The following is a 24,736-nucleotide window of genomic DNA, read 5'->3' as shown; positions in this document are numbered from 1 at the left end:
CTCATCTCTTCGCCATGACCGACGAAACCCTAGACCGCGCCGCCGACGCCGCCCTGGCCCTCGCCGCTGATCGCGCCTGGCCCAACGTCTCCCTGCGCGACATCGCCGTCCGCGCCGAGGTCGCGTTCGCCGACCTTTACGCGGCGGCGTCCAGCAAGCCGGCCGTCCTGGCCCACCTCTCGGCCCGCTTCGACCGCGCGGCCCTGGCCGTCGACTATCCGGAAAACTCGCAGCCGCACGACCGCCTGTTCGACGCCGCCATGGCTCGCCTGGAAGCCATGGAACCCCACCGCGCCGCCCTGCTGGCGATCGCCAAGTCCGAAGGTCCGCTGGCCTCGGCCGCCCGCTTCCCCCGCATCGCCCGCGCGATCCTGGAAGCCGCCGGGGTCCCCGCCATCCCGCCGCGCCTCATCGCCATGACCGCCGTCTGGGCCCGCGTCGTCCAGGTCTGGCGCGACGACGAAGGCGCCCTGAACCGCACCATGGCCGAGCTGGACAAGCGTCTGAAACAGATGGCCGAGCGGCTGGGAAAGCTCGGGGCTGGCTTCTAACCCGGCAGCCGGATCAGAGCCCTCAGCCCCCCCATTGTCGAGCGCGACAGCACCAGGTCCCCGCCCAGCCCCCGCGCCATGTCCCGCGCGATGGCCAAGCCCAGGCCCACGCCCTTCTCGTTCTGGTTCCGGCTTTCATCCAGGCGCGAGAACGGCTTGAAGGCTTCTTCGTAACGGTCCTCGGGGATCCCCGGCCCGTCGTCATCGACGGCGATCTCGACGCCGCCGGTGAGCCTCGCCGTGGCGGTGACCTTTACGCGATCCGCGTGGGCGACGCCGTTGTCGACCAGGTTGGCCAAGGCCCGGCGGAACGCGAGCGGCCGCAGCCTTGCCTCCAGCCCCCGGGTGATCTCGGTCTCGATCATCGCGCCGCCGCGCTCGGCCTGGGCCACCACGCCCTCGACCAGGTCCGACAGATCGACCACCCGCGCGTCCTCGCCGCCCTCGCCGCGGGCGAAGGCCAGGTACTCGTCGATCATGTGCTCCATCTCGGAGAGGTCGCCCTTCATCGCCTCCAGCTGCTCGCTGGGCTCGGACATGGCCATTTCCAGCTTCAGGCGGGTCAGCGGCGTGCGCAAGTCGTGGCTGACGCTGGCCAGCAGGGCGGTGCGCTGCTCGATGTGGCGCACGATGCGGGCCTTCATGGCGATGAAGGCGTAGGCGGCCTTGCGCACCTCGCGCGCGCCGTGCGGCTTGAAGTCGGGATCCTCGCCCCGGCCGAAGGCGTCGGCCGCATCGGCCAGACGCTCGATGGCCCGCACCTGGTTGCGGATGAACAGGATGGCGATCGCTGTCAGCAGCATGGTCGCCACGACCATCCACAGGATGAAGATGTGCCCCTGGGTGGCGTAGGCCCGGTCGCGCAGGGCGTAGATCTGCAGCACCCCGTCCGGCACCTGCACGCGGATGTCGATATAGGCGGTGTAGCGGGTGGTGTCGAACCAGAACGGGTTGTCGAGCCGGTCTTCCAGCGCCCGGTCCAGCGAGCGGTCCAAAGCCGCGAACAGCGAGGGCCGGCGCCCCGTCGGCAGCTTCCTGCCCTTCTGGAAGGCGATCGACAGGGACATCGAGTCCTCGGCCCGCTTGGCCAGCTTGTCGACGGCGGCGGGGCTGGGGTCGTCCTCGTAGGACTGCACCGCCCAGGCGATGTCGCCGGCCAGGCCTTCCGACAGGCGCGAGGTCACCGCCTGCCAGTGGGCGTCGAAAAAGGCCCAGGTCACGGCGATCTGCATCACCGCCACGGGCAGGATGATGATCAGCAGGCTGCGCCCGAACAGGGTGGTGGGCAGCAGGCGCTTGATCGGACGGGGAATGTGGAAGCGGGTAGAGAGCGGCATCAATCCGGCGCCAGTCTGTACCCCACACCCCGGACCGTCTGCAGATAGCGCGGGTTCTTCGGGTCGGGCTCGATCTTGCGGCGCAGGCGGGTGACCTGGACATCCACCGCCCGGCCGGTGGCGTCGGCGGTGTCGCGGGCCAGTTCCAGGCGGTCGACGGGTTCGTGGGCCGAGCGGGCCAGGCGGCGCAGCAGCGTCACCTCGGCCTCGGTCAGGCGCACGGCCTCGCCATCGCAGGTCAGCTCGCCCCGATCGCCGTCGAAGGCGCAATTGCCCAAGCTCAGCGCCTTGCTGCCGGTCGGCCGGGCCTGCGAGCGGCGCAGGATGGCCTCGATGCGCAGCAGCAGTTCCTGCGGCTCGAACGGCTTGCCCAGATAGTCGTCGACGCCGCTGGACAGACCCTCGATGCGGTCGCTGGTCTGGTCGCGGGCGGTCAGCATCAGGATCGGCGTGCGGCCGCTCTCACCACCCTTGGACCGCAGGCGCTTGGTGAAGGCGTAGCCGTCCTCGCCCGGCATCATCACATCCAGCACCATCAGGTCGAAGTCCAAAGCGCCGAACAGGCGGTCGGCCCCGGCCGCGTCCGCGGCGGCGGTGACCCGGAAGCCGGCGCGGCTCAGGAATTCCTTGATCAGCTTGCGCAGGCGGTCGTCGTCGTCGACCACCAGGATGTGCCTTTCGCGGCGCTCTTCCGGCGTCATCGCGTCCCCGTCATGTCGTTTGGCGCCGGCCCGGGCCCACACCCTGCCGAGAACCGGCCAGGGCCGCCAGAATACGCCGCGTGCCGGCCACGCCGTCCAGCCCGCCCGTGCGATAGGCCCGCGCCAGCAGCGCCCGCAAGCGTTCGGCCGTGCGCTGCTCGAAGGCCACGCCCTCGGGAGTCAGGGTCGCCGGGCGGCGGCGGCCGTCCAGGTCGCCGGAGCCGCGCTCGACCAGGCCGGCCTTCTGCAGGTCGGCCAGGGTGCGGCTGGCGGCCTGCTTGGACAGGCTGGTCAGTTTCGACAGATCCTGCACCCCGATGCCCGGTCGACGGCGCAGCAGGAAGGCCGCGCGCCAGTGCGAGCGGCCCAGCCCCAGGGTCTCGCTCTCCAGCGCCGCGTCGACCGCGGCCCAAAGCGCGGCCTCGGCCAGCAGGATCAGCTCCAGCCCGCCGTCCAGCTCCTCCTCGCGGAGGATCAGACGGGGATCGTCCGAACCGGGCTGCAGCGGGGCTATCATCACCAAGAGTCCATTTTATTTGACGCGTTCGCCCTCGGGGCGTCTAAGGGCCGGGTTTCCCATAAGGAGGTCTTGGGCCGATGTCTCTGGTTCCCTTCGACGATCGTGACGGTTGGATCTGGCTGGATGGCCAGTTCGTACCCTGGCGCGAGGCGAAGGTGCATATTTTGACCCATGGCCTTCACTACGCGTCCTCGGTCTTCGAGGGCGAGCGGATGTACGGCGGCGAGATTTTCAAGCTGACCGAGCATACCGAACGCCTGTTCAAGTCGGCGGAGATCCTCGATTTCAAGATCCCGTACAGCGTGGCCGAGATCGATGAGGCCTGCAAGGCGACGGCGGCCAAGAACAATCTCACAGATTGTTATGTTCGCCCGATCGCCTGGCGCGGCAGCGAAATGATCGGTGTTTCGGCGCAGCAGACCAAAATCCACGTCGCCATCGCCGTGTGGGACTGGCCCAGCTACTTCGATCCGGCCACCAAGGCCAAGGGCATCCGCCTGACCTGGGCCAAGTACCAGCGTCCGGATCCGAAGACGGCCCCCGTCGCGGCCAAGGCCGCCGGCCTCTACATGATCTGCACCATCTCCAAGCACGCCGCCGAGAAGGATGGCTATGCCGACGCGATGATGCTCGACTATCGCGGCTATGTGGCCGAAGCCACGGGTGCGAATGTGTTTTTCGTCAAGGACGGCGCGCTGCACACGCCCAAGCCCGACTGCTTCCTGGATGGCATCACCCGCCGCACGGTGATCGACATCGCCAAGGGCAAGGGCGTCGAGGTCATCGAGCGCCACATCCAGAAGGAAGAGCTCTCGACCTTCACCGAGTGCTTCATCGTCGGCACCGCCGCCGAGGTGACCCCGGTCTCGGAGATCGGCGAGTTCAAGTTCACGCCGGCCAAGCTGTCTCTGGACCTGATGGACACCTACGCGGCCCTGGTCCGCAACGAGGCGCTGCAGCCGGCCTAAGGCTGGCGCCCGTCGCTAGAAATGATGACGCCGCCCAGGGATGACCTGGGCGGCGTTTTTCGTCATTTGGCCGCCATCGTCATCGCCGCCGCCACCTCGGCCCGCGCCATGGCGATGTCGCGCAGGAACGCTTCCGAGGCGTGTTCGGCGGCGTAGATCACCGCGCCGGACATCACGCCGGCCTCGGTGGCGCTGACGGTGTGGCTGCCGCAGATCCAGCGGCTCTCGGCATAGTCGCGGCCGCGGGCGTAGAGGGCGTCGGCGCGGACGGGGACGACCTCGGCCAGGATCAGGGCGACGTGCTCGCCGAAGGCCGAGTGGCCGGACGGATAGTCGGGATTGGCCGTAAGGTCGGCGCGCTTGGGCTCGCAGACCGGCGCGGAGTCCTTGCCGACATAGGGACGTTGCGTGCCCCAGTGGGTCTTGGCCACGCCGACCACCGAGCGGTCGTCGCCGGCGCGTTCCAGCAGGGCGTTGAGGATCGGGGCATTCGCGGGGGTCAGGGTCACGCCCAGCGCCGTCCCGAAATGGTGGAAGGCCGTGCCCTTGACGTCGTCGGTGGCCAGCTTCCAGCGCGGGGTGTCCTTCAAGCTGCGGCTCTGGTCGAAGATCGTGGCATCGGCGAGAGCTCGGGGCGAGCCGGGCGCGGGCGGCTGGGCCAGGATCTTGGTCAGGTCCGGACGGGCGGCGGGCTGCAGATAGCCGCGCAGGGGCGCGCCGGGCAGGGCCTCGATCGCCAGGCCGCCGCAGGCTTTCGCGGCGCGGACGGGATTGCAGACGGCGACGTCGCCGCCGGTCAGGCGCACGGTGTAGCCGCCCGGCAGGCGCGGGTCGGCCCACATGTAGTCGGTCGAGACATATTGCGCGCCGCTGGTCAGGGCGGCCGTGCGCTGGCGCACATCATTGGTCCGCGCGGCCCAGGTGTCGGCGTCGGCGCGGGTGCGGACGATGAAGCCGGCCTTCACGGCGGCGGCGATGCGGTCCTTCTGGCCGATCGGATCGTTCAGGGTCAGGTAGGCCGCGGCCGGCGAGGCCTCATCGGTGTTGATGAACACCGCCCGGCCTTCCAGCGAGGCGCGCTTGCCGCGATAGATCGCGACCTTCTCGGGGCTTTCGTCCAGGGCGAAGAAGACCTTGCCGCGCGCCGCGCCGAGCTTCGGCCAGCCACCGGCGAGGACGCCCTCCCGCAGGGTCTTGGCCTTGCCCTGCACCTGGTCTGGCGTGATCAGGCGGTCGTCGCCGAACACCGAGCGGATCTCGGCGTCCAGGTCGTCATAGAGCTTCTCGGTGAAGACCAGCGGGACCACGCCGCCGGGGATGGTCGCCGCGCCTTCCTTGGCGTTCATCATGATCAGGATCGGGGCGTGGTCGCGATGAGCGTCCGACCAGGCGCGAACCTCCTTCAGGCAGGCCACGAAGGTCACGCACGACGACCGGAAGTCGACATCGGGCATGTGGATGGTCTTGAAGCCCGGCTTGGCCATGGCGGCGGCGACCTCGGGGGTCATCACCGTCCCGCGCCCGAACACCGTCAGCGGCTTGGCGTAGCGCCCGCCTTCGGGGTCGGCGACGATGTCGATCTCCAGCTGGCGGGCGCCGGCGTTCAGCTGCTCGGCCAGCGGACGATGGCCGTAGTCGATGCCCAGGGCCGGCTGGCCCTTCGCGGCGACCATGGCCGCCATCTCGTCGGCCGGGATCGCCTGCTTGTAGGAATTGTGCGTGCCAACCGCCATCAGGTCGGTCATCCGCAGGGCATCCATCCGTTCACGGACGCAAGTCGGGCTCTCGTCGGAAGCAGGGCAGGGGGCGGCGGCGACCGCCAGGGCGGCGAGCAGGGACAGCATGGGCGAAACTCCGGAGACCAGAGCTTCGCCCTAGCGGCGCTATGTGAAGGTTTGAAGTCGGCCGCTTACGCCGCTTCCTGCTCCTCGTTGGCCGGGACCTGGCGGATCAGGTAGTCGAAGGCCGAGAGGGAAGCCTTGGAGCCTTCGCCCATGGCGATGATGATCTGCTTGTACGGCGTGGTGGTCGCGTCGCCCGCGCCGAAGACGCCGGGGATCGACGTCTCGCCGCGATAGTCGACCTCGATCTCGCCGCGGTTCGACAACGCCACGCCGCTATCCTTCAGCCACTCGGTGTTGGGGACCAGGCCGATCTGGACGAACACGCCTTCCAGGTCCACGCGATGGACGCTGTCGTGGTTGCGGTCCTTGTAGGACAGGCCCGACACCTTGCCGTTGTCGCCATGGATCTCGGTGGTCATGGCCGAGGTGACGATCTTGACGTTCGGCAGGCTGGCCAGCTTGCGTTGCAGGACGGCGTCGGCGCGCAGCTGGCTGTCGAACTCGATCAGCGTCACGTGGGCGACGATGCCGGCCAGGTCGATGGCCGCCTCGACGCCGCTGTTGCCGCCGCCGATCACCGCCACGCGCTTGCCCTTGAACAGCGGGCCGTCGCAGTGCGGGCAGTAGGCCACGCCTTTGTTGCGGTACTCGGCCTCGCCGGGGACGTTGACGTTCCGCCAACGGGCGCCGGTCGACAGGATGACGGTGCGGGCCTTGAGGCTGGCGCCGTTCTCCAGCTTGATCTCGTGCAGGCCGCCCGGAGTCTTGGCCGGGACCAGGCCGACGGCCTTCTGCAGGTTCATCACGTCGACTTCATACTCTTTGACGTGCTGTTCCAGGGCCGAGGCCAGCTTGGGGCCTTCGGTGTGCGGGACCGAGATGAAGTTCTCGATAGCCATGGTGTCCAACACCTGGCCGCCGAAGCGCTCGGCCGCGACGCCGGTGCGGATGCCCTTGCGGGCGGCGTAGATCGCCGCGGCCGCGCCGGCCGGACCGCCGCCGACGACCAGCACCTCGAAGGCGTCCTTGGTCTTGATCTTCTCGGCCATGCGGGCCTCGGCGCCGGTGTCCAGCTTGGCCAGGATCTGCTCGACGTCCATGCGGCCCTGGCCGAACGGGACGCCGTTCAGCAGGATGGTCGGCACGGCCATGACCTCGCGGGCCTCGACCTCGGCCTTGAACAGGGCGCCGTCGATGGCGACGTGGCTGATGCGTGGGTTCAGGGCGCTCATGGTGTTCAGCGCCTGCACCACGTCGGGGCAGTTCTGGCAGGATTGCGAGAAATAGGTCTCGAAGCGGTAGTCGCCGTCCAGAGCCTTGATCCGCTCGATGACGTCCGCGTCGATGCGCGGCGGGTGGCCGCCGACGTGCAGGAGGGCCAGCACCAGCGAGGTGAATTCGTGGCCCAGCGGCAGGCCGGCGAAGCGGACGTCCGCGTCACCAGCGGCGCGGGTGATGGCGAAGGAGGGCTTGCGCGCGTTGTCGCCGGCCAGGTTCAGGCTGACCTTGTCCGACGTCGCGGCGACGTCTTCCAGAAGCGCCAGCATCTCCTTCGAGCCCGCGTCTTCCGCGAGGGAGGCGACCAGTTCGATCGGCTGGCGCAGGTTCTGCAGATACTGAGTCAGTTGGGTCTTCAGACCGGCGTCCAGCATGGAGCGCTCCCAAAAAAGCCGAGGGGAGAAAGGTTAGGCGTTCGATTGTGAGGGGAGGATCGAACGCGGCGAACGATCGGAGGGTCGCGCGCCGCCCGTCCGGTGACGGGCGGCGACGCGGGTAGTCTTTTAGATCTTGCCGACCAGGTCGAGCGACGGGGCCAGGGTCTTTTCACCCTCTTCCCACTTCGCCGGGCAGACTTCGCCCGGGTGCGAAGCCACGTACTGGGCGGCCTTGATCTTGCGCAGCAGTTCGATGGCGTTGCGGCCGATGCCTTCGGCGGTCGTTTCCGTGAACTGGATGACGCCTTCCGGGTCGATCAGGAAGGTGCCGCGGTCGGCCAGGCCGACGCCCGGACGCATCACTTCGAAGTTGTTGGTGATCGTGCCCGAGGGGTCGCCGACCATGTGGTACTTGATCTTGCCGATGGCCGGCGAGCTGTCGTGCCAGGCCTTGTGCGAGAAGTGCGTGTCGGTCGACACGGCGTAGATCTCGACGCCCAGGCGGGTGAAGACGTCATAGTTGTCGGCCAGGTCTTCCAGTTCCGTCGGGCAGACGAAGGTGAAGTCGGCCGGGTAGAAGAAGACCACCGACCACTTGCCCTTCAGGTCAGCGTCGCTGACCGTGACGAACTTGCCGTCCTTGTAGGATTGGGCGGTGAAGGGTTTGATCTCGGTGTTGATCAGCGACATGAGGCGCTCCGGTTGGAAGAAGATGCGCCCTTGTAGCCAAGCGGTTTCCGATTAATCAAATTGATAAAACTAGTTCTATGGATAGAGTGTATCTATAGCTTTCGCAAAAGCGAGATGGGTCTGGGGTTTAGCCCCCGGCCGGCTTGATCAGGCGATGAATTATCGAATGTCGAGTACGGTTTCTGGGCGGCCGGCGCCCAGGACGTGGTCAAGAATTCTTGTGGGAAAGCCGGGGCGCCAGAGACGATCGGCCTTCCACGCCGAAATCCGGCGGCGTCGTCGGGCGGCGGCGCTCCGCGCGGGCGGTTGCGGATCAGCGCGCCGCCGCGGCTGTCCCAGACGGCGATGAGCAAGCTTGTCGCCGGGTTCGCGCTGAAGTTTCCCGAGGTTTGGGAGGAGGCGGCGCCCACCTAGCGCCGCAACGCCCGGGAGGGTCGCGGATCACGCGACAAGTTTAACGCCTCATTCAAGGCGCCTCAGGAACCGCCCCGTTCAGCGCGGGTTTGGCCCTCGACCCGAAAGGCGGGATCCTAGGAGGCGACCATGGACGACGGCTTCATCACCAAGCGCGGCGCGGGCGACGAAACCCATCAGCGCGTTCCGGACGAGGGCCCGCATAACCCCGAAGGCCACCTGACCACCAACCAGGGCATCCGGGTCTCGGACAACCAAAACCAGCTGAAGGCCGGCGCACGGGGGCCGGTCCTGCTGGAGGATTTCGTCCTTCGCGAGAAGATCTTCCACTTCGACCACGAGCGCATTCCCGAGCGTATCGTCCACGCCCGCGGCTCGGCCGCCCACGGTTATTTCGAGGCCTATGAAGGCGCCGCCGAACTGTCCAAGGCCGATCTCTTCCAGCGCCCCGGCGAGAAGACTCCGGTGTTCGTGCGCTTCTCGACGGTGGCCGGCGGCGCGGGCAGCGTCGACACGCCCCGCGACGTGCGCGGCTTCGCGGTGAAGTTCTACACCCAGGAGGGCAATTGGGACCTCGTGGGCAACAACATCCCGGTGTTCTTCATCCAGGACGCCATGAAGTTTCCCGACCTCATCCACTCGGTGAAGATGGAGGCCGATCGCGGCTACCCGCAGGCCGCCAGCGCTCACGACACCTTCTGGGACTTCATCAGCCTGATGCCCGAGAGCACCCACATGATCATGTGGGCGATGAGCGACCGGACCATCCCGCGCAGCTTGCGCACCATGCAGGGCTTCGGCGTCCACACCTTCCGGCTGGTGGACGCCAAGGACAAGGTCACCTTCGTCAAGTTCCACTGGAAGCCCAAGCAGGGCGTGGCCTCGACGATCTGGGACGAGGCGGTGAAGATCGCGGGCGCCGATCCCGATTTCCAGCGCCGCGATCTGTTCGAGGCCATCCAGCGCGGCGACTTCCCCGAGTGGGAGCTGGGCGTCCAGGCCTTCGACCAGGCCTTCGCCGACAGCCTGCCGTTCGACGTGCTGGATCCGACCAAGATCATCCCCGAGGAGGTGCTGCCGGTGCGGCCGATTGGTCGGATGGTGCTGGATCGTTATCCGGACAACTTCTTCGCCGAGACCGAGCAGGTCGCCTTCTGCCCCGGCAATATCGTGCCGGGCGTCGACTTCACCGAGGACCCGCTGCTGCAGGGGCGGCTATTCTCCTATCTCGACACCCAGAAGAGCCGGCTGGGCACGGCCAACTTCCACCAGATCCCGGTCAACGCTCCCAAGTGCCCGGTGATGAACTTCCAGCGTGACGGCATGATGCAGATGCTGCGGCCGAAGGGCCGCGCCAACTACGAGCCCAACAGCCTGGCCGAGACGGCCGGCGAGGAGGGCGGGCCGCGCGAATGTCCAGTGACCGGCTTCCGGACCACCAGCGTCGGCGCCGACCTGGGCGCGGAGAAGCTGCGGGTCCGGCCCGAGAGCTTCGCCGACCATTACAGCCAGGCGCGGCTTTTCTTCCGCTCGCTGGACCCGGCCGAGCAGGCGCACCTGGCCTCGGCCCTGGTGTTCGAACTTTCCAAGGTCGGCATCGAGGCGGTGCGGACGCGGATGCTGGCCAACCTGGTCAATGTCGATCCCGACCTGGCCAAGCGCGTCGGCGCGGGCCTCAACATGCCCGTGCCCAAGGCCTCGAAGGCGGCGGTTCCGGTTCAGGACCTGGAGCTGTCGCCGGCCCTGCGGATCATCAACGGCCCGCTGGAGCCCACCGACATCAAGGGCCATGTCATTGGCGTGCTGGTCGCCGACGGCTCTGACGCCAAGGCGGTCGACAAGCTGAAGGCGGCGCTTCTGAAGGCCGGAGCGGTAGCCAAGGTCATCGCGCCGAAGATCGGCGGCGCCAAGGGCGCGGACGGAACGCTGATCCCGGCCGACGGCCAGCTGGCCGGAACCCCCTCGGTGACCGTGGACGCGATCGCGCTGGTCCTATCGGAAGACGGCTGCGCGGCTTTGCTCAAGGAGGCCGCCGCCGTCCAGTTCGTCATGGACGCCTTCGGCCACCTGAAGGCCATCGGCGCCACGGACGAGGCCAAGCCTTTGCTCGACAAGGCGGGCGTCGAGCCGGACGACGGCGTCACCGACCTGGGCGGCGATTTCATCGCGGCGGCGGCCAAGCGGTTCTGGGATCGCGAGCCGAAGGTGCGGACCCTGGCCTAACGCACCGCGAGGTGGCGCTCGCGGCCGCCAGGCCGCGCGCGTCACCTCGGGTCAGGCCCTGTACAGATCCGCATCTGGGTCGTGTTGACCCCGGATCTCGGCCGCGACGATCTGCGAGGCGATGACCGAATAGGTGATGCCGTTGCCGCCGAAACCCATCACGGCCCAGGTGTGATCCATGTTCTCGACCGGCCCGATGCTGGGCAGGCCCGTCGCGCTTTCGCCAAAGGCGCCGGCCCAGCCGTAGTCGATCTCGAACGGGGTGTCCGGCAACAACCGCCGTAGCTTGGTGGTGAGGATCTCGCACTTGCGCTTCAGTTTCGTCTTGTCCTGGTGCGCGGTCGCTGAGGCTTCATCCTCGCCGCCGACGATCAGGCGACCGTCGCCCCCCATGCGCAGATAGAGATAGGGATCGGAGGCTTCCCATACCAAGACATCCCTCAGCCAAGCGGGACAGCGCTGACGCGGCTTCGAGGCGATCGCCCAGGTCGAGATGATCTCCGCCCCCGAGGTCGGGACACTCTTGGGAAACTCGTATCCGCAACAGAACACCACCGACTTCGCGCGCACCGCGTGATCGGTGTCGGTCAGCAGGGTCACCCCGTCCGGATCGCTGACGGCCCGCAACGCCTCGACAGGCGACCAGATCCGCGCGCCGCGCGCATGGGCGCGCCTCAGCAGCGCCGCCGCCAGGCGAGCCGGGTCGCCGCTGGCCGAACCGCTTGAGAGGACGGCGCCGGTGCGCTCCACGCTGAACCGCTCGCGCAAGCCCGCGGCATCCAGATACCGGCTATCCAGGCCGATCTCCGCGCGGGCCAGCGCCTCGGCTTCCAGCGCGCGATGGCCGTGGGCGTCGCCCGTCAGGTACAATGAAGACTTGTCCTTCAGCCCGCAGACGATCCGCTCTTCGGCCACGATGCGTTTCAGCGCGTCCACCGCCTGTCGCGATCTGAGATAGGCCCGCCGGGCCTTCGCCGCGCCGATCGTCTTGGCGAGCGCCGTGAGCGGCAGATCGATCTCCCACTGCAGCAGCGCGGTCGACGCCAGGGTCGAACCCATCAGCGGCGCGCGTCGATCCAATACAGCGACCGAGCGATCCTTCGAGAGTTCATGGGCCATGAAGGCGCCGCTGATCCCGGCGCCGACAATGGCGACATCGACGCTGATCGCGGCGGTCAGCGGACGCGTCGGAACCCCCAGGCCGGGGCTATCGGCCCAAAGCGATCGCCCGGTCCTGAGGTCGCGTTTGATCGTGGTTCCGGTCATCAAGGCCTCCCTGAAGCGGAGGCTTAGCTCTTGAGGCCGGTGGCGGTTCCTCGCCGCGGGGTGTCATCGTCGGCCCGTCACCAAAATCCATCTCCGGCGTTGACCCCGAAAGGCTGGAGGCTCGACAAATGCTGGACGACTTCATCGATGACCTGATTTCACGGCTGATGACGGGCGCCGGGCTGATCATGGCGGCGGCGATCGCGGCGGTGACGGGGGCCATGGCGATCTTCGCGTTCCTCGCGCCGCATGTGGGGCGAGCCTGGGCCTATGTGGCCGTCACGGCTCTGGCGGGGGTCACGGTCGCGGTGTGGAGCCTGGCGCACAAGCGCCATCGGGCGCGCCATCGGCGACCCTCGGTCGAGCAGCGGATCGTCGACCTGATCCAGGCCCATCCCAGCGGCGCCTTCGTCGCGGGGTTGGCGGCCGGGGTGGCGGTCAAGGGCAAGCCATGGGAAGCCCTGGCCATTCTCAAGGCCAGGCCGGGCAAGCCGTCCAAACCCTAGCCGCAGGGCGCGGTCTCGCCCGTCATCAGATCGACGCGGAAGCACTGCTCGCGGCCGGTGTCGTCGTCGCGAACGATCACCGCCACCGTCTCGTCCTCATCGGCGTCGTGCGCGACGTCCTCGAGATAGGCCAGCGCGGCCGCCTCCGGACTGGGCTCGTCGATGGAGCGGCCGTGGCGGCCGTGGGCGCGAACGGTGAAGGGCATGGCGGTCTCCTGCCCCCGCACAACGCCTGGCGGCGCGATTGGATTCGCCGCGGACGGTCGTCAGACCAAGTTATATTCCGGCTTGGCGTAGGTCCCGATCAGGTCGACGCCGAAGACGTTGTGGCTGACCTGGTCGGCGAACAGGGCGTCGGCCGATTTGGCGTAGAGGCCGATGTCGGCCTTGGCGGCCTCGGCCATCAGCCAGCCGACCATGGCCGCCTTGGTCCCCTGGCCGTTGATCCCGTCCTGGCCGTAGTAAGCGAAGTACTGGGCCCGGGTGATCGTTTGACCGCCGAAGCTGAAGGTCGTGTCCAGCAGGTCGTGGACCTTGGCGGCGGTGGGAGCCGTACCGAAGATCCTGGCGTAGGCCGCGCTGGTGACGTCTTCCAGCGTGGCGCTCCCATACGTCGCGGCGAAGCTGGCCGCGCCTTCGCCGACCTTGCCCAGATTGACCGCGAAATTGATGTAGCGGTTCTCGATGTTGAACGACTGGTAGTAGGCGCTGTTGAGGTTGTTGGCGTTCGGGCCGTCGGGGTTGACCAGATAGTCCATGCCCGCCGCCGTCGGCGTCTTGCCGGTGAAGAACTGGTAGGCCAGGACCGCCACCTCGCTGGTCGAGATCGCCGCCTTGGTCACCTGGGTGATGGTGTCGGCATAGCTGGTTCCCCCGGCCATGCTGGCGGCGAAGGCCTTGGTGGTCGCGTCGCCGCCGACCGAGAAGGGGGCGACGCGCAGCACGTTGGTCATGGCCATCGCCACGCGGCTGTCGACGATCGACACCGTGCGGTCCGAGAAGATCAGGCTCTCGAGGTTGATGACGCTGTCGGAGCCTTCGCCGGCTCCGCCATTGTCCTTGATCTGCCAGCCGCCGTCGGCCTTGGCGCTGATGGCGTAGCTCGAGAACTTGCCGACGTAGACGGCGGTGTCGACGCCCCGGCCGCCGTCGATGATATCGTTGCCCGCGCCGCCTACGATGCGGTTAGCGACGGCGTTGCCATTGATGGTGTCGGCCGCCGTGCCGCCGATCGCATTCTCGATCGTCGCGCCCATGGCGATGGTGACATTGCCGGTCAGGCCGCCGACGCTGGAGAAGTAGCCCGAGCGCAGGTCGATGGTCTGGGCGACCTTGTAGCCGGAGAAGTCGAAGGTGTCGGTCCCGCCGGCGTCCCATGCCGCGAAGATCAGCTTGGCCGAGGATGAGGTCGAGCTGAACCAGTCGCGGCCGGCATTCGCGTTGAAGCCGTAGACCGTGTCGCCGGTGCGGGTGGTCATGTTGGCGCCATAGGCCAGCTGGGCGGCGGCGATGTCGTCCAGCAGCGGCGAGGAGGCATAGATCCCGGAGAACGAGCCGCCGGTGTTGGCCTCGCTGAAGTAGGACATCACCGTGTACTGGCGGCTGTCCTCGTAATACTCGGCATTGGCCGCGTAGCTGAGGGGCGTGCTGCTGTCGGCGTCGTAGTCGGCCGGGTGGGCCAGGCCGATGGCGTGGCCGATCTCGTGAACCAGCACCATGCCGCCATAGTTCGTGCCGCTCGGGTTGGCGTTGTAGCCCAGGGTGGAATTGATCCAGACGTCGCCCGAGATGCTGCTGAACGAGGTGCTGCCGGGATAGTAGGCGAACGCCGCCGCGCCGGACTGGCCGCTGCTGTAGTTGCTGAACAGTATGGCGGCGTTGTTGCTGTAGGCCTCGGCGCCGGTCCCCGAGCCCACGCGCTGGAAGACGACATTGGCCACGTCGGACCAGGCGGCGAGGGCCTTCTCGGTCTGGATGATCTGGGCGGCGCTGAATTGCGAGAACGACGCGGTGTCGCTGGGCATGGTGGTCGGCGCCGTCGCGCGGAAGGCGTAGCTGACGGTCGCGGCCTTCTGCAATGCTGGACCCCAGCCGGGCTCGCCGCGGATCAGCTGCGAGGCGGCCTGGTCGACCGTGAGGCTGGTCTTGCCGGCCACCACCCCGGCGCGGGAGTCAGCGTTGACGAAGGCGTTCGGCTGCTCGCCGCCCGAGATCGATCCCGGCGTTCCCGAAAAATCGTCCGTCGCCAGAGGGAAGGGTTCAACGCTCACGATCGTACTCCACGCGCCACTCGCAGGAAGTATGGGGAAAGCTGATTTTTCCTGCAATCTCCGTTACTTGCGACAAGTGCGCGCAGTTCTCCGGCCAAGCTAAGCGTCGCCGGATCATGGCGCCGGCCGCCACAATTTTTCCATTCTAGGCAGTTGTGTGGCGCATCGGCCACACCCGTTTTCGAACATGGCGCGTTTGTCGTGCTGAGCCGGGCAAGTCGGGCCCGCGACATTTCGATTGAAGAGGGTACAACATGAAAATGCGGTTGCTGGTCAGCGTCGCGGCGGTTGCGCTAAGCGCCGCCACGGGCGCCTTGGCCCAGAGCGCCACGAGTGGTTGGTATGTGGCGGCTGACGCCGGCTACCATGAGCCGGACTCGGTCAAGGCGACATCCACGAACAACTATCAGTGGGATTTCTCGGCCGATAAGGACTGGGCCGCCTTTGGCCGCTTCGGTTATCGCTTCACGCCGAACTTCCGCATCGAAGGCGAATACGGCTATCGCCCGAGCGACTTCAAGAGCGTCCGCGGCGTGGGCGCCAGCGGCGTCTCGGGCGGCGCCACGGGTCAGCCGTTCGGTCTCTGCACCGCCGGCGTCGGTCGCACCGCCGCCGCTCCGACGTGCGGCGAGCCGGAAGGTGAGCTGAAGGCCACCACCCTGATGGCCAACTTCATCTACGATATGGCCCCGAGCTCCAGCATCAGCCCGTTCATCGGCGCCGGTGTCGGTACGGCCTGGGTGCACAACAAGGTCTATGGCCAGCTGTCGGGCGTCCCGACCGGCGCGGCGCCCTACCAGAACACCAGCTTCGACGACGTCGATCAGGCGTTCGCCCTGCAAGGCCTGATCGGCGTGGCGTGGAACTTCGCCGACAACTGGTCGATGGACCTGACCGGCCGTTACCTGCGCACGTCCAAGCTGGACTGGGGTTCGGTGACGCAGAACGCCAGCGCCACGCCGGGTTCGATCACGGACGTCGGCACGTTCTCGGGCCGCTACAAGGACACCTCGGTGACCCTGGGTCTGCGCTACACCTTCGGGTCGCCGCCGCCTCCGCCGCCCCCGCCGCCTCCGCCGCCCCCGCCGCCCCCGCCTCCTCCGCCGCCTCCTCCGCCCCCGCCGCCGCCCCCGGCCGCTCCGGCGTATGAGTCGCGCGAGTTCGTGGTCTACTTCCCGTTCGATCAGTACGTGCTGACGCCGGAAGCCCAGGCCGTGGTCCAGCAGGCCGCTGAATACGCCAAGGCCGGCGGCGCCTCGAAGATCGTGGTGACGGGTCACACCGACACCTCGGGCTCGAACGCCTACAACCAGAAGCTCTCGGAACGTCGCGGCAAGGCCGTGGCCGATGGCCTGGTCAGCCAGGGCGTCGCCGCCACCTCGCTGTCGGTCGACTGGAAGGGCGAAAGCGCTCCGGCCGTCGCCACGGGTGATGGCGTCAAGGAACCGCTGAACCGCCGCTCGACGGTGTCGATCACGTTCTAAGCGAATAAGAAGACTAAGATGGTGGGGAAGGGGTCGGCCTTAGGGTCGGCCCCTTTTTCTTGGTCCATGGCCACAAGAAAAGACGCTCCCGATGGGGCGTCGGGAGCGTCCGATCCGGCGGACCAAGAGGGCGGAGGGCCGCCGTCGCGTGACCGGCATGAAGGGGCGTCCGGCCACGTTTGGAGATGGGAGTGGGACGCGGGAAAGGGGGACCGCTTCCGCGCTCCGATAACCATGTTCGACTATACGCCGATGCCCGTCTCAGGCGAGTCGAAACGCCGAGATTCAACCAGGTGCGACAAAATGCGCGGCAGCGGCGAGGGGCGGTTCAGCATCTTGGCGACCAGGTGCTCGGCCAACAGCGGCGCCAGGCAGAAGCCGCGCGAGCCCAGACCCGTCAGCACCAGCACCCCGTCGCCGCCGATCCCGGCCAGCGGCATACGGTCTGGTGTGGTGGCGCGGATCGCCGCCCGACCCTCGACGGCCTTGTCCGCCAGCGCCGACGCCAGGCCCGGCAGGCCCTTGCTCAGCGTGTCGAGATTGCGGGCATGGTCTTCGGAGCGGACGTCGGTCGCGGTGTCGCCACGATCGTGGGTGGCGCCGAACAGCACGCCCGCGCGCGTGGGGATCGCGTAGCCGCCGAAGGCCGTGGGGGCGGGGGCTTGGGCCCGCGTCCAGCTGGCTTGGCCGCGCACGGGCTTCAGGGGCAGGGGCAGGCGGTCGGCCGTGGCGATACCCCCGGCCAGGGCCACGCGGTCGGCGCGGAGGATCAGGTCGCCACCGGCGTCCAGGAGGCGCCACCCGTCGCCGTCACGCTCCAACTGAGCGACGCGGCGGCGGACGACCTCGCCGGACCAGGCGGAGGTGACGATCGAGGGTTCGATGACCAGGCTAGTCGCCATGGCCAGACCGGCGTCGACGACGCGCATCGCTCCGGGTTCGAACAGGTCCTGCTCGGCGACCTTGGCGAAGCGGACGGGGTCGCGCTCGGTGGTGGCCAGTTGCAGCACCTCACGGGCGATCACCGCGCCGGGCTGGGCCTCGTACAGGGTCGCGGCGCGGGCCAGGGCCTGGGCGTGGAGCGCCGCGCGAGGGCCGCCGCCGGCGTCCAGGGCCGGGGTGACCAAGGCGGCTGGATTGCCCGAGGCCGCGACGCTGTCCGGATCGTCGATGACCGTGACCGCGAGGCCCTCGGCGCGGGCGGCGCGGGCGAGGGAGGCCCCGGCGATGCCGCCGCCGATCACGGCCAGGGTTTCGGGGCGTTGGGCGATCTGACGCTCACCCGGCAGCCAGGCCTCCAGCCGCTCGCGCTTACGGCCGAAACCGGGGCGTTTGGCGATCTCGAAGCCGGCCGCTTGCAGCCCGCGTCGCACGGCCCCGGCCACGGTGAAGGTCGCCGCCCTCGCGCCTGGCGCCGAGCGCGCGGCGACGGCGGCTAGAACCTCGTCGCGCCACATGGCCGGGTTCAGGGCGGGCGAGAACCCGTCCAGGAACCAGGCGTCGGCCGCTCCGTCCCAGGCCTTCAGGGCCTCGACCACGTCCATGATGGCCAGGTCCAGCACGGCGTCGAAGCCGGGCAGGTCGACGCGGTGGAAGCCGCGCGCGCGGCCGGGCCAGTGATCCAGCAGCACCTGGGCGGCGTCACCCAGCTCGGGCCAATGGGCCAGGATGCGGGAGGCCTCCTCGCGCTCCAGCGGATGCGCCTCGATCGAAAAGATGTGAAGCTTGCCGTTCGCGGGCTTCTCGCGCCGCCACAGGTCCAGCAGGGCGGCGATGTTCAGGCCCGAGCCGAAGCCCAGTTCGCCGACGACGGTGTCTCTGGAGAACCGCTCCGGCAGGCCGCAGCCCGTCAGGAACACCGCCCGCGTCTCGGCCAGGCCGTCGACGCTGGAGAAATAGACGTCGCCGTACAGACTGGACTGCGGCAGGCCGTCCTCGCGCCAGACGAGGGGGGATGGGGCGGTGGGATCCATGGCGCTGCTAGAGCGCCGGCGGGGGGGAGCGTCAACGAAAAAGGGCCGCTCCATTTCTGGAGAGCGACCCAATCCCGAACCGTCATCCCGCGACTTGTTCGCGGGACCCATTCCGTCCGCCGCAGGTGCGGAGCGGAAGACCGCTCTCACGTAGAGGCTGAACCATGGGTCCCGCGCATGAAGCGCGGGATGACGGGTGTTGTTGTGCAGCGGAGCTTAGTGAGCCGCCTTCTTCTCTTCCTGCTTCGCGGCCTCGGCCGCCGGAGCGCTCGTGGCGCCCGTCGCGGCGGCGTCGCTCGCGGTCTGGGCGGCGGCGGCCGCGGCGGTGTCGGCCGGATCGACCGGCGCGGCGGCCGCGTCGGCGGCGGCCTTGTTGGCGTCGGCGGTGGCCTGGTCCTGGGCCGAGGCGGCGTCGGTCACGGTGCTGGCGTCGGCGGCGGCGGCCTTGGCGGCGGCGTCGTCGCCGTGGGCCTCTTCCTCCTTGCCGCCGCAAGCGGCCAGCGACAGGGCCGAGACGGCGATGCTGGCGATCAGCAGCTTGCGAATGGTGCTCATGAGGTTTCCCCTGCTTGCGGCGGTATGGGCTGTCCGCCCTTTGGCGTCCGTTGACGGCAAGGAATACCGGTTCGAAAGCGCGTGCAAGTTACGACGCGCTAACCTGCCTCGTCAGAGACGAGTCGTCCTATTCGTTCGGGATCTGGGACAGCGCCTCTTCCAGCTCGGCGAAGCTGGGTTGGGCGCTGCTGGGCACGTTGCCGCGACCGATCTCGACCGAGATCTGGGCGGCGTTGCCATGCAGGTGGGCGACCAGAACGGCCTGGATGATCTTGTAGAACGAGTGGTCCTCGTCCAGCACCGAGCCGAGGCGCTGGGCCATCGGGCCGACCAGGCCATAGGCCATGAACACGCCCATGAACGTACCGACCAGAGCGCCGCCGATCATGCCGCCCAGGACGGCCGGCGGCTCGGTGATCGAGCCCATGGTCTTGATGACGCCCAGCACGGCGGCGACGATACCCAGCGCGGGCAGGCCGTCCGAGAGCATGGTCAGGGCGTGGGCGGCCTGGTGGGCCTCGTGGTGGTGCTTCTCGAGCTGCTTCTCCATCGCGTCCTCGACCTGGTGGGGATCCTCCAGGTTCATGGTCATCATCCGCAGCGTGTCGCAGATGAAGTCGACGGCGAAGTGGTCGTGAGTGATCTTCGGATAGCGGGCGAAGATCGTGCTCTCGTGCGGCTTTTCGATATGGGCTTCCAGGGCGATGACGCCCTTGGACTTCATCGTCTTGGTCAGCAGGAACAGCAGGCTGAGCAGGTCGCGATAGTCCTGCGGCTTCCACTTGGGGCCGGCGAAGATCTTGCCGAACCCGCCGAGGGTGGCCTTGATCACCGTCATCGAGTTGGAAATCAGGAATGCGGCGATACCGGCGCCGCCGATGGCCATCAGTTCGTGCGGCGCGGCGTGAATGATCACGTCCATCTTGCCGCCCGAGATGATGTAGCTGCCGAACACCAGGCCGAAGAGCAGCACGATGCCGATGATCTGGAACATGTGGTGGCCCGACCCCTAGAATGACGGCGCATCATCCGAGTTAATCATTAATCCAAGGTTCTCACGCGTTTGGGGCGCCGCGCTGTGACCTGCGACACATCGCGCGGCGGCCTCACCGGAGCGTGGCGGCCGAAAGTGTGAGCGGTTTTCGGCGCCCGCCACGCTCCGACTAAAAATCGAACATCTCGGGTTCTGATGCTTCCATCAGAACCCGAGGGGGCCTAACAGTCGTTTGATGAGTGGGGAGATCAAGCCAGCCCGGGACCACCGGAGCGCTTTCGCCATCCTCTTCGGCGTGTCCGTCGCGACCGCGATGGGGAATACCGGCATGTTGTCGGTGCTGCCGGCGATCGGCCGCCAGATCGGCATCCCCGACGCCATGGTCGCGGCGATCTTTTCGCTGTCGGCCGTGCTCTGGGCGGTCACCTCGCCGTTGTGGGCCAGGCAGTCGGACCTAAGAGGCCGCAAGCCGCTGATCCTGCTAGGCTTGGCCGGCTTTTCCATCTCGATGCTGCTGTGCGCCTTGGTGGTGTCGGCAGGCCTTCACCACCTGGCGCCGCCGATGGTGATCTTCGTGCTGTTCCTGCTGTGCCGGGCGCTGTTCGGCGGCTTCGGTTCGGCGGCCAATCCGGCCACCCAGGCCTATATGGCCGAGCGCACCACCCGGGAGGAACGCACCCAGACCATGGCGACCCTGGCGGGGGCGTTCGGTCTGGGCACCGTGGTGGGGCCGCTGCTGGCCCCGCTGTTCGTGCTGCCGGGCGTGGGTCTGGCCGGACCGATGTTCGCCTTCGCCATCATCGCCGCGGTCATGATGGCCGTCGTCCATCGCGGCCTGCCCGAGACCTTCAAGCCTGGACGCGGCGAGACCCCACCGCGCCGTCGGTTCGGTGCGCCGTGGCGCGGCGAGGGGGCGGCGCTATGGAAGGACCCACGCCTGAAGCCGTTCCTGATCTTCGGCTTTTTGGTCGCCTCTTGTCAGACGGCCCAGACCCAGACCCTGGGCTTTCTCATTATCGACAAGTTGGGCCTGGAACCGGTCAAGGCCCAGGGCTTCATCACCTTGGCCATGGCCGCCGGCGCCGTGGCGGGCCTCTTGGCCCAGTGGGGCCTGATCCGCATGTTCCAGATGGGTCCGCGCGAGCTGATGCGCTGGGGCGTCGGCTGCGCGGCCCTGGGCAACATCGTCGTGGCCTTCGCCCCGGACTATGCCGCCGTCGCCATCGGCTACGCCATCGCCAGCCTGGGCTACGGTTTCGCCCGGCCGGGCTTCACGGCGGGCGCCTCGCTGGCGGTCGACGCCAAGGACCAGGCCGGCGCGGCCGGGGCCATCGCCGCGATCAACGGCCTCAACGTCGTGGTCGCCCCGTTGTTCGTGCTGCTCTACGAGAAGATCGGCTGGGGGCCGTTCGTGCTGAACGCGGTGATCCTGGTCGCGCTGCTGGGTTACGCGCTGAGACAGGCCATGCTGCGCGCGGCCGGCGACCGCGAGGCCCGCGACGAGGCGACGATCGCGGGGCTGGAGCGGAGCGATGAGGGCGGGGTCTAATCCACCATCCGCTCCAACGTCGGCCGATCCTTCAGCACCACGTGCCGCACCGTGGGCAGCGCGATCAGCCCTTCGTCCTGCAAGGTCGTCAGCGTCCGCGACACCGTCTCGATGGTCAGGCCCAGATAGTCGGCCATGTCCTGGCGGCCCATCGGCACGTCGAGCTCGGCGGTCGCGTGGGTGCGTTCGGCGATGTCCAGCAGCAGGCCGACGACGCGCTCCTGGGCCGACCGACGACCCAGCATCAGCACGTGGTCCTGGCTGCGCTGCAGACCCTCGGCGGTCAGGCGGAACAGAGCGCGAGCCGCGTCGCCGCGCCGGGCGGCCAGCTCGCTCAACGCTCCACGGCGGATCATGCGGATGCTGGCCTCCGTCATGGCCTCGGCCGTGATCCGGTGGGTCTCGCCCATCTCAAGGCCGAAATAGTCGCCGGCGAAGTGGAATTCGTCGATCTGCCGGCGGCCGTCGCGCAGGATGCGATAGGTGCGCACCGCGCCCGACACCACCTGATAGACGTGGGTGGCGGTCTCACCCTCGCCGAAGATCTCCTCGTCGCGGGTGAAATGCGGGCAGGCACCGGGGATGGCTAGGACGGGATCGAAGGCCCCATCCAGGGCGATGGTGGCGGCGTCGACGCGAAGCGGGGACAGCATGAAAAGACCCTTCTGTTGGTAGGGTCTTGCGCCTTTTTCCATGCGCGAACCATTCGGGAGCCGCGCCTAAGGAAACCCCCTTACGCGGGGACGCGGGTGGCCCAATGACCCTCGCGGTTTTGAGGCGGATCAAGGCCTTGGCGGGGGAGGAGGGGCATCGTGCCGCTATGTCCGACCGCTCCTTGATCCTGCTGCTCGTCGCCGACGAGCCTCTCCGCGAGGCCCTGCGCTTCTCGCTGGAGACCGAGGGCTACCGCGTGGCCACTCGGCCGGATGGGCGCCCCGTGGCGGCGGTGGTCATCGACGACGGGGACGAGGCCTGGCCCGGACCGGTCGAAGGACTGCCGACCATCATCCTGACCGGCGACGCGGAGCGGCTGCTTCGCCGTGGCGTGAGTGGCGTGTCGCTGGTGGAGAAGCCGCTGCTGGGCGATGTGCTGAGCGAACGGTTGGCCGCCGTGCTTGCGCGGGCCTAGCCCGCGCGCGCCGACAGCGTCATCCGCACCAGGGCCGCCAGGTTGTCGGCCTGCATCTTGGTCATCAGCTTGGCCCGATAGATCTCCACCGTCCGGGGACTGATCCCCAGCTCCCGCGCGATGACCTTATTCGCGTGGCCGGCGACGACGCCGTCCAGCACCTGGCGTTCGCGTTCGGAGAGGGTCTCGAGGCGGTGCAGGATGGCGGCTTGGTCGTCGGTGACCGGAGCGGTCTCGGCGGCCTTCATGGCGCGTTCGAGGGCGTCCAGCATGCGGGCTTCGGAGAACGGCTTCTCGATGAAGTCCACGACCCCCGAACGCATGGCCTCGACCGCCATCGGGATGTCGCCGTGGCCAGTGATCATGATGATCGGCATGCGGATCTTCAGCGCCGCCAGCCGGGCGACCAACTCCTGGCCGCTCATCTCGGGCATGCGGACGTCGGTGATGATCACCCCCGGCCTGGCGGCCGGCAGCGCTTCCAGGAAAGCTGGCGCGCTGGCATAGGCCACGACCTCGAAGTCCGCGGATTCCAGCAGGAAGGCCAGGGACTCGCGGGCGCTTTCGTCGTCATCGACCACGTGAACGACAGCTGCGTCAGTCATCGGCGATATCCTTCTGATGATCGGCGGGCGGCAGGGTGAAGCGGAACAGCGCCCCGCCGCCGGGATTGGCCTCGGCCCAGATGCGGCCGCCATGCGCCTCGATGATCGAGCGCGAGATCGAGAGACCCACGCCCATGCCTTGCGGCTTGGTGGTCATGAACGGCTGAAACAGGCGCTCGCGCACCGCATCGGCGATTCCGGGACCGGTGTCGGCGACGCTGACCCGCGACCAGCCTTCCTCGGTGACGTCGGTGGTGATCAAGAGCGCGCGGCGGCGGCTGCTCTGGTCCTGCATGGCGTCGATGCCGTTGCGGATCAGGTTCAGCAGCACCTGCTGCACCTGGACCCGGTCGGCATTGACCGCGTCGGCGGCCGGATCCAGCGACAGGCGGACGTCCACCTGGCGGTCCTTCTCGCCGATCAGGGCCAGGGCGCTGGCCTCCTCGATCAGCTTGGACAGGCTCTCGACGGCCCGTTCGCTGGCGCCCCTGCGTACGAAGTCGCGCATGCGGTGGATCACCTCGCCGGCGCGCAGGGCCTGGTTGGCGGCGCGGTCGATCGCGTCGCGCACCTTGGCCTGGTCGGCCTCGCGGCCCCGGTCGATCAGGCGGCGCGAGCCGGTCAAGAGGTTGGCGATGGCCGACAGCGGCTGGTTCAGCTCGTGGGCCAGGGTCGAGGCCATCTCGCCCATGGCCGTCAGGCGCGAGACGTGGATCAGCTCGTTCTGAAGCTCCTGCAGGCGGGTCTCGGTCTCCTGCGTCTCGGTCAGGTCGCGGATGAAGCCGGTGTAGGAGGGGACGGGCCCCTTGGTCTCGCCGACCGCCAGCTCCATCGGGAAGGTCGAGCCGTCCTTGCGCTGGCCGACCACGACGCGGCCGGCCCCGATGATCCGCTTCTCGCCCGTGCGGTGGTAGCGCTGGATGTAGCTGTCGTGGGCGGCCGCGTTCGGCTCGGGCATCAGCAGCTTGACGTTCTTGCCCAGCACCTCGGACGCTTTCCAGCCGAACATCCGCTCGGCGGCGGGGCTGAACGAGGTCATGATCCCGGCGCGGTCGATGACCACCACCCCGTCGGGCACGGTGTCCAGGATCGAGCGCAGGTGGTCGTTGACCGCCGCCGCCCGCCGTCGCGCGGCGTGGAACCAGCCGCCGCCCACGGCCATGCCGAAGCCCACGGACAGGAAGATCGCCGCCGACAGGGCGCTGACCATGTCGAACGGGATGTGGCGGGTCACCCACCAGACCGAGCCCCAGGCGAAGGTGGTGGCGAAGACGCCCGGGCCGAGGCCTCCCAGGGCGGCGCTGACCAACACGGCCGGCACGAACAGCAGGAATGACGACGGCGCGGTGAAGGCCTCGGGCAGGTACAGGCGCGCCACCGCCGTCGCCATCACCGCCGCGAAGGCGGCCAGGTAGGCGGTGGGATGCGGATCGCTGAACAGGGTCGAGGACAGGCCCCGGGCTGGCTTCATGGGTCTTCCCAGTCGTGAAGTCCTTATAGCC

The 24,736-nt window shown here is 68.3% G+C and carries 21 protein-coding genes and 1 pseudogene; 7 read left to right on the top strand and 15 right to left on the bottom strand.

What is annotated here, in order from left to right; genetic code table 11:
• The first annotated feature begins 14 nt into the window (after positions 1–14).
• Positions 15–551, top strand: coding sequence for a TetR family transcriptional regulator (locus ACW173_RS03125; protein WP_492083431.1), 537 nt, complete (start codon positions 15–17; stop codon positions 549–551).
• Here ACW173_RS03125 and ACW173_RS03120 read toward each other — a convergent pair.
• From ACW173_RS03120 to ACW173_RS03110, 3 genes are read right to left on the bottom strand one after another with little or no spacing between them, the layout of a single operon-like run.
• A complete protein-coding gene (locus ACW173_RS03120) occupies positions 548–1,888 on the bottom strand; it encodes an ATP-binding protein (protein ID WP_492083430.1) in 1,341 nt (446 codons plus the stop codon). The genes ACW173_RS03125 and ACW173_RS03120 overlap by 4 nt on opposite strands.
• Positions 1,888–2,589, bottom strand: a complete 702-nt coding sequence (locus tag ACW173_RS03115; RefSeq protein WP_492083429.1) for a response regulator — start codon at positions 2,587–2,589, stop codon at positions 1,888–1,890. Before ACW173_RS03115 ends, ACW173_RS03120 begins: the two co-directional genes overlap by 1 nt.
• 10 nt (positions 2,590–2,599) lie before the next feature.
• On the bottom strand, positions 2,600–3,106 hold the full coding sequence (locus ACW173_RS03110; protein WP_492083428.1) for a MarR family winged helix-turn-helix transcriptional regulator: 507 nt from the start codon (positions 3,104–3,106) through the stop codon (positions 2,600–2,602).
• An 80-nt stretch (positions 3,107–3,186) separates the two neighbouring features.
• Here ACW173_RS03110 and ACW173_RS03105 point away from each other — a divergent pair, with 80 nt between their 5' ends.
• Positions 3,187–4,077, top strand: a complete 891-nt coding sequence (locus ACW173_RS03105) for a branched-chain amino acid aminotransferase (RefSeq protein ID WP_492083427.1) — start codon at positions 3,187–3,189, stop codon at positions 4,075–4,077.
• A 728-nt stretch (positions 4,078–4,805) separates the two neighbouring features.
• On the opposite strand, the pseudogene ACW173_RS03100 reads toward ACW173_RS03105, so the two are convergent.
• The 3 genes and pseudogenes from ACW173_RS03100 to ahpC all read right to left on the bottom strand — a co-directional run.
• A pseudogene (locus tag ACW173_RS03100) lies at positions 4,806–5,921 on the bottom strand (phosphatidylinositol-specific phospholipase C1-like protein); the annotation flags it as partial.
• A gap of 65 nt (positions 5,922–5,986) precedes the next feature.
• Positions 5,987–7,573, bottom strand: a complete 1,587-nt coding sequence (gene ahpF, locus ACW173_RS03095) for an alkyl hydroperoxide reductase subunit F (protein ID WP_492083426.1) — start codon at positions 7,571–7,573, stop codon at positions 5,987–5,989.
• Between the two features lie 129 nt (positions 7,574–7,702).
• Positions 7,703–8,266 carry an alkyl hydroperoxide reductase subunit C gene (gene ahpC / locus ACW173_RS03090; RefSeq protein ID WP_454761490.1) on the bottom strand — a complete coding sequence of 188 codons (564 nt, stop codon included), beginning with the start codon at positions 8,264–8,266 and terminating at the stop codon, positions 7,703–7,705.
• A 543-nt stretch (positions 8,267–8,809) separates the two neighbouring features.
• Here ahpC and ACW173_RS03085 point away from each other — a divergent pair.
• Complete coding sequence (locus tag ACW173_RS03085; RefSeq protein WP_492083425.1) at positions 8,810–10,903, top strand: catalase; 2,094 nt, start codon at positions 8,810–8,812, stop codon at positions 10,901–10,903.
• A gap of 51 nt (positions 10,904–10,954) precedes the next feature.
• Here the strand turns inward: ACW173_RS03085 and ACW173_RS03080 are convergent, their stop codons facing one another.
• Entirely contained in the window at positions 10,955–12,169 is a 1,215-nt protein-coding gene (locus ACW173_RS03080) for an NAD(P)/FAD-dependent oxidoreductase (protein ID WP_492083424.1), read from the bottom strand.
• Between the two features lie 128 nt (positions 12,170–12,297).
• Here ACW173_RS03080 and ACW173_RS03075 point away from each other — a divergent pair, with 128 nt between their 5' ends.
• Entirely contained in the window at positions 12,298–12,675 is a 378-nt protein-coding gene (locus tag ACW173_RS03075) for a hypothetical protein (protein WP_492083423.1), read from the top strand.
• On the opposite strand, the gene ACW173_RS03070 is transcribed toward ACW173_RS03075, so the two are convergent.
• Both ACW173_RS03070 and sapA read right to left on the bottom strand, forming a co-directional pair.
• Positions 12,672–12,881: a DUF5961 family protein gene (locus tag ACW173_RS03070; RefSeq protein WP_492083422.1), complete on the bottom strand. Its 210-nt coding sequence runs from the start codon at positions 12,879–12,881 to the stop codon at positions 12,672–12,674. The genes ACW173_RS03075 and ACW173_RS03070 overlap by 4 nt on opposite strands.
• A gap of 60 nt (positions 12,882–12,941) precedes the next feature.
• Positions 12,942–14,945 (bottom strand): protease SapA, encoded by a 2,004-nt coding sequence (gene sapA, locus ACW173_RS03065; protein ID WP_492083421.1) that lies wholly within the window; start codon positions 14,943–14,945, stop codon positions 12,942–12,944.
• A 254-nt stretch (positions 14,946–15,199) separates the two neighbouring features.
• Between sapA and ACW173_RS03060 the strand changes: the two genes are divergently transcribed.
• The gene (locus ACW173_RS03060; RefSeq protein ID WP_492083420.1) at positions 15,200–16,429 is read left to right on the top strand and encodes an OmpA family protein; all 1,230 of its coding nucleotides are present in this window, start codon (positions 15,200–15,202) and stop codon (positions 16,427–16,429) included.
• Positions 16,430–16,671: 242 nt separating this feature from the next.
• Here ACW173_RS03060 and mnmC2 read toward each other — a convergent pair whose 3' ends face one another.
• The 3 genes from mnmC2 to motA all read right to left on the bottom strand — a co-directional run bounded on the left by mnmC2 (position 16,672) and on the right by motA (position 19,951).
• Positions 16,672–18,402: a tRNA (5-methylaminomethyl-2-thiouridine)(34)-methyltransferase MnmC2 gene (gene mnmC2, locus ACW173_RS03055; protein WP_492083419.1), complete on the bottom strand. Its 1,731-nt coding sequence runs from the start codon at positions 18,400–18,402 to the stop codon at positions 16,672–16,674.
• 216 nt (positions 18,403–18,618) lie between these two features.
• Positions 18,619–18,957 carry a hypothetical protein gene (locus tag ACW173_RS03050; RefSeq protein WP_492083418.1) on the bottom strand — a complete coding sequence of 113 codons (339 nt, stop codon included), beginning with the start codon at positions 18,955–18,957 and terminating at the stop codon, positions 18,619–18,621.
• Between the two features lie 127 nt (positions 18,958–19,084).
• Entirely contained in the window at positions 19,085–19,951 is an 867-nt protein-coding gene (gene motA, locus ACW173_RS03045; protein WP_492083417.1) for a flagellar motor stator protein MotA, read from the bottom strand.
• Between the two features lie 235 nt (positions 19,952–20,186).
• On the opposite strand from motA, the gene ACW173_RS03040 reads away from it, so the two are divergent.
• Entirely contained in the window at positions 20,187–21,500 is a 1,314-nt protein-coding gene (locus ACW173_RS03040; protein WP_492083416.1) for an MFS transporter, read from the top strand.
• Here the strand turns inward: ACW173_RS03040 and fixK are convergent.
• Positions 21,497–22,153, bottom strand: coding sequence for a transcriptional regulator FixK (gene fixK, locus ACW173_RS03035; RefSeq protein WP_492083415.1), 657 nt, complete (start codon positions 22,151–22,153; stop codon positions 21,497–21,499). The genes ACW173_RS03040 and fixK overlap by 4 nt on opposite strands.
• A 104-nt stretch (positions 22,154–22,257) precedes the next feature.
• Here fixK and fixT point away from each other — a divergent pair, with 104 nt between their 5' ends.
• Positions 22,258–22,629, top strand: a complete 372-nt coding sequence (gene fixT, locus ACW173_RS03030; RefSeq protein WP_492083414.1) for an oxygen-responsive sensory/signaling system negative regulator FixT — start codon at positions 22,258–22,260, stop codon at positions 22,627–22,629.
• On the opposite strand, the gene fixJ is transcribed toward fixT, so the two are convergent.
• Positions 22,626–23,234, bottom strand: coding sequence for a response regulator FixJ (gene fixJ / locus ACW173_RS03025; protein ID WP_492083413.1), 609 nt, complete (start codon positions 23,232–23,234; stop codon positions 22,626–22,628). The two genes, fixT and fixJ, sit on opposite strands and share 4 nt — an antisense overlap.
• Positions 23,227–24,705, bottom strand: coding sequence for a PAS domain S-box protein (locus tag ACW173_RS03020; protein ID WP_492083412.1), 1,479 nt, complete (start codon positions 24,703–24,705; stop codon positions 23,227–23,229). The genes fixJ and ACW173_RS03020 overlap by 8 nt, the downstream gene beginning before the upstream one ends.
• Positions 24,706–24,736 lie beyond the last annotated feature (31 nt).

The sequence above is a fragment of the Caulobacter sp. ALps2 genome (assembly GCF_058681635.1).
This window is presented reverse-complemented; position numbering and strand designations above follow the sequence as displayed.

What these genes read in the sequence shown, in the direction of transcription:
- ACW173_RS03085 (WP_492083425.1), top strand. Translation starts at nt 8,810, where the DNA reads ATGGACGACGGCTTCATCACCAAGCGCGGCGCGGGCGACGAAACCCAT.
- fixJ (WP_492083413.1), bottom strand. Translation starts at nt 23,234, where the DNA reads ATGACTGACGCAGCTGTCGTTCACGTGGTCGATGACGACGAAAGCGCC.
- ahpF (WP_492083426.1), bottom strand. Translation starts at nt 7,573, where the DNA reads ATGCTGGACGCCGGTCTGAAGACCCAACTGACTCAGTATCTGCAGAAC.
- mnmC2 (WP_492083419.1), bottom strand. Translation starts at nt 18,402, where the DNA reads ATGGATCCCACCGCCCCATCCCCCCTCGTCTGGCGCGAGGACGGCCTG.
- ACW173_RS03060 (WP_492083420.1), top strand. Translation starts at nt 15,200, where the DNA reads ATGAAAATGCGGTTGCTGGTCAGCGTCGCGGCGGTTGCGCTAAGCGCC.
- ACW173_RS03080 (WP_492083424.1), bottom strand. Translation starts at nt 12,169, where the DNA reads ATGACCGGAACCACGATCAAACGCGACCTCAGGACCGGGCGATCGCTT.
- ACW173_RS03040 (WP_492083416.1), top strand. Translation starts at nt 20,187, where the DNA reads ATGAGTGGGGAGATCAAGCCAGCCCGGGACCACCGGAGCGCTTTCGCC.
- ACW173_RS03020 (WP_492083412.1), bottom strand. Translation starts at nt 24,705, where the DNA reads ATGAAGCCAGCCCGGGGCCTGTCCTCGACCCTGTTCAGCGATCCGCAT.
- ACW173_RS03125 (WP_492083431.1), top strand. Translation starts at nt 15, where the DNA reads ATGACCGACGAAACCCTAGACCGCGCCGCCGACGCCGCCCTGGCCCTC.
- ACW173_RS03050 (WP_492083418.1), bottom strand. Translation starts at nt 18,957, where the DNA reads ATGAGCACCATTCGCAAGCTGCTGATCGCCAGCATCGCCGTCTCGGCC.
- ACW173_RS03105 (WP_492083427.1), top strand. Translation starts at nt 3,187, where the DNA reads ATGTCTCTGGTTCCCTTCGACGATCGTGACGGTTGGATCTGGCTGGAT.
- ACW173_RS03120 (WP_492083430.1), bottom strand. Translation starts at nt 1,888, where the DNA reads ATGCCGCTCTCTACCCGCTTCCACATTCCCCGTCCGATCAAGCGCCTG.
- fixT (WP_492083414.1), top strand. Translation starts at nt 22,258, where the DNA reads ATGACCCTCGCGGTTTTGAGGCGGATCAAGGCCTTGGCGGGGGAGGAG.
- ahpC (WP_454761490.1), bottom strand. Translation starts at nt 8,266, where the DNA reads ATGTCGCTGATCAACACCGAGATCAAACCCTTCACCGCCCAATCCTAC.
- motA (WP_492083417.1), bottom strand. Translation starts at nt 19,951, where the DNA reads ATGTTCCAGATCATCGGCATCGTGCTGCTCTTCGGCCTGGTGTTCGGC.
- fixK (WP_492083415.1), bottom strand. Translation starts at nt 22,153, where the DNA reads ATGCTGTCCCCGCTTCGCGTCGACGCCGCCACCATCGCCCTGGATGGG.
- ACW173_RS03070 (WP_492083422.1), bottom strand. Translation starts at nt 12,881, where the DNA reads ATGCCCTTCACCGTTCGCGCCCACGGCCGCCACGGCCGCTCCATCGAC.
- ACW173_RS03075 (WP_492083423.1), top strand. Translation starts at nt 12,298, where the DNA reads ATGCTGGACGACTTCATCGATGACCTGATTTCACGGCTGATGACGGGC.
- ACW173_RS03115 (WP_492083429.1), bottom strand. Translation starts at nt 2,589, where the DNA reads ATGACGCCGGAAGAGCGCCGCGAAAGGCACATCCTGGTGGTCGACGAC.
- ACW173_RS03110 (WP_492083428.1), bottom strand. Translation starts at nt 3,106, where the DNA reads ATGATAGCCCCGCTGCAGCCCGGTTCGGACGATCCCCGTCTGATCCTC.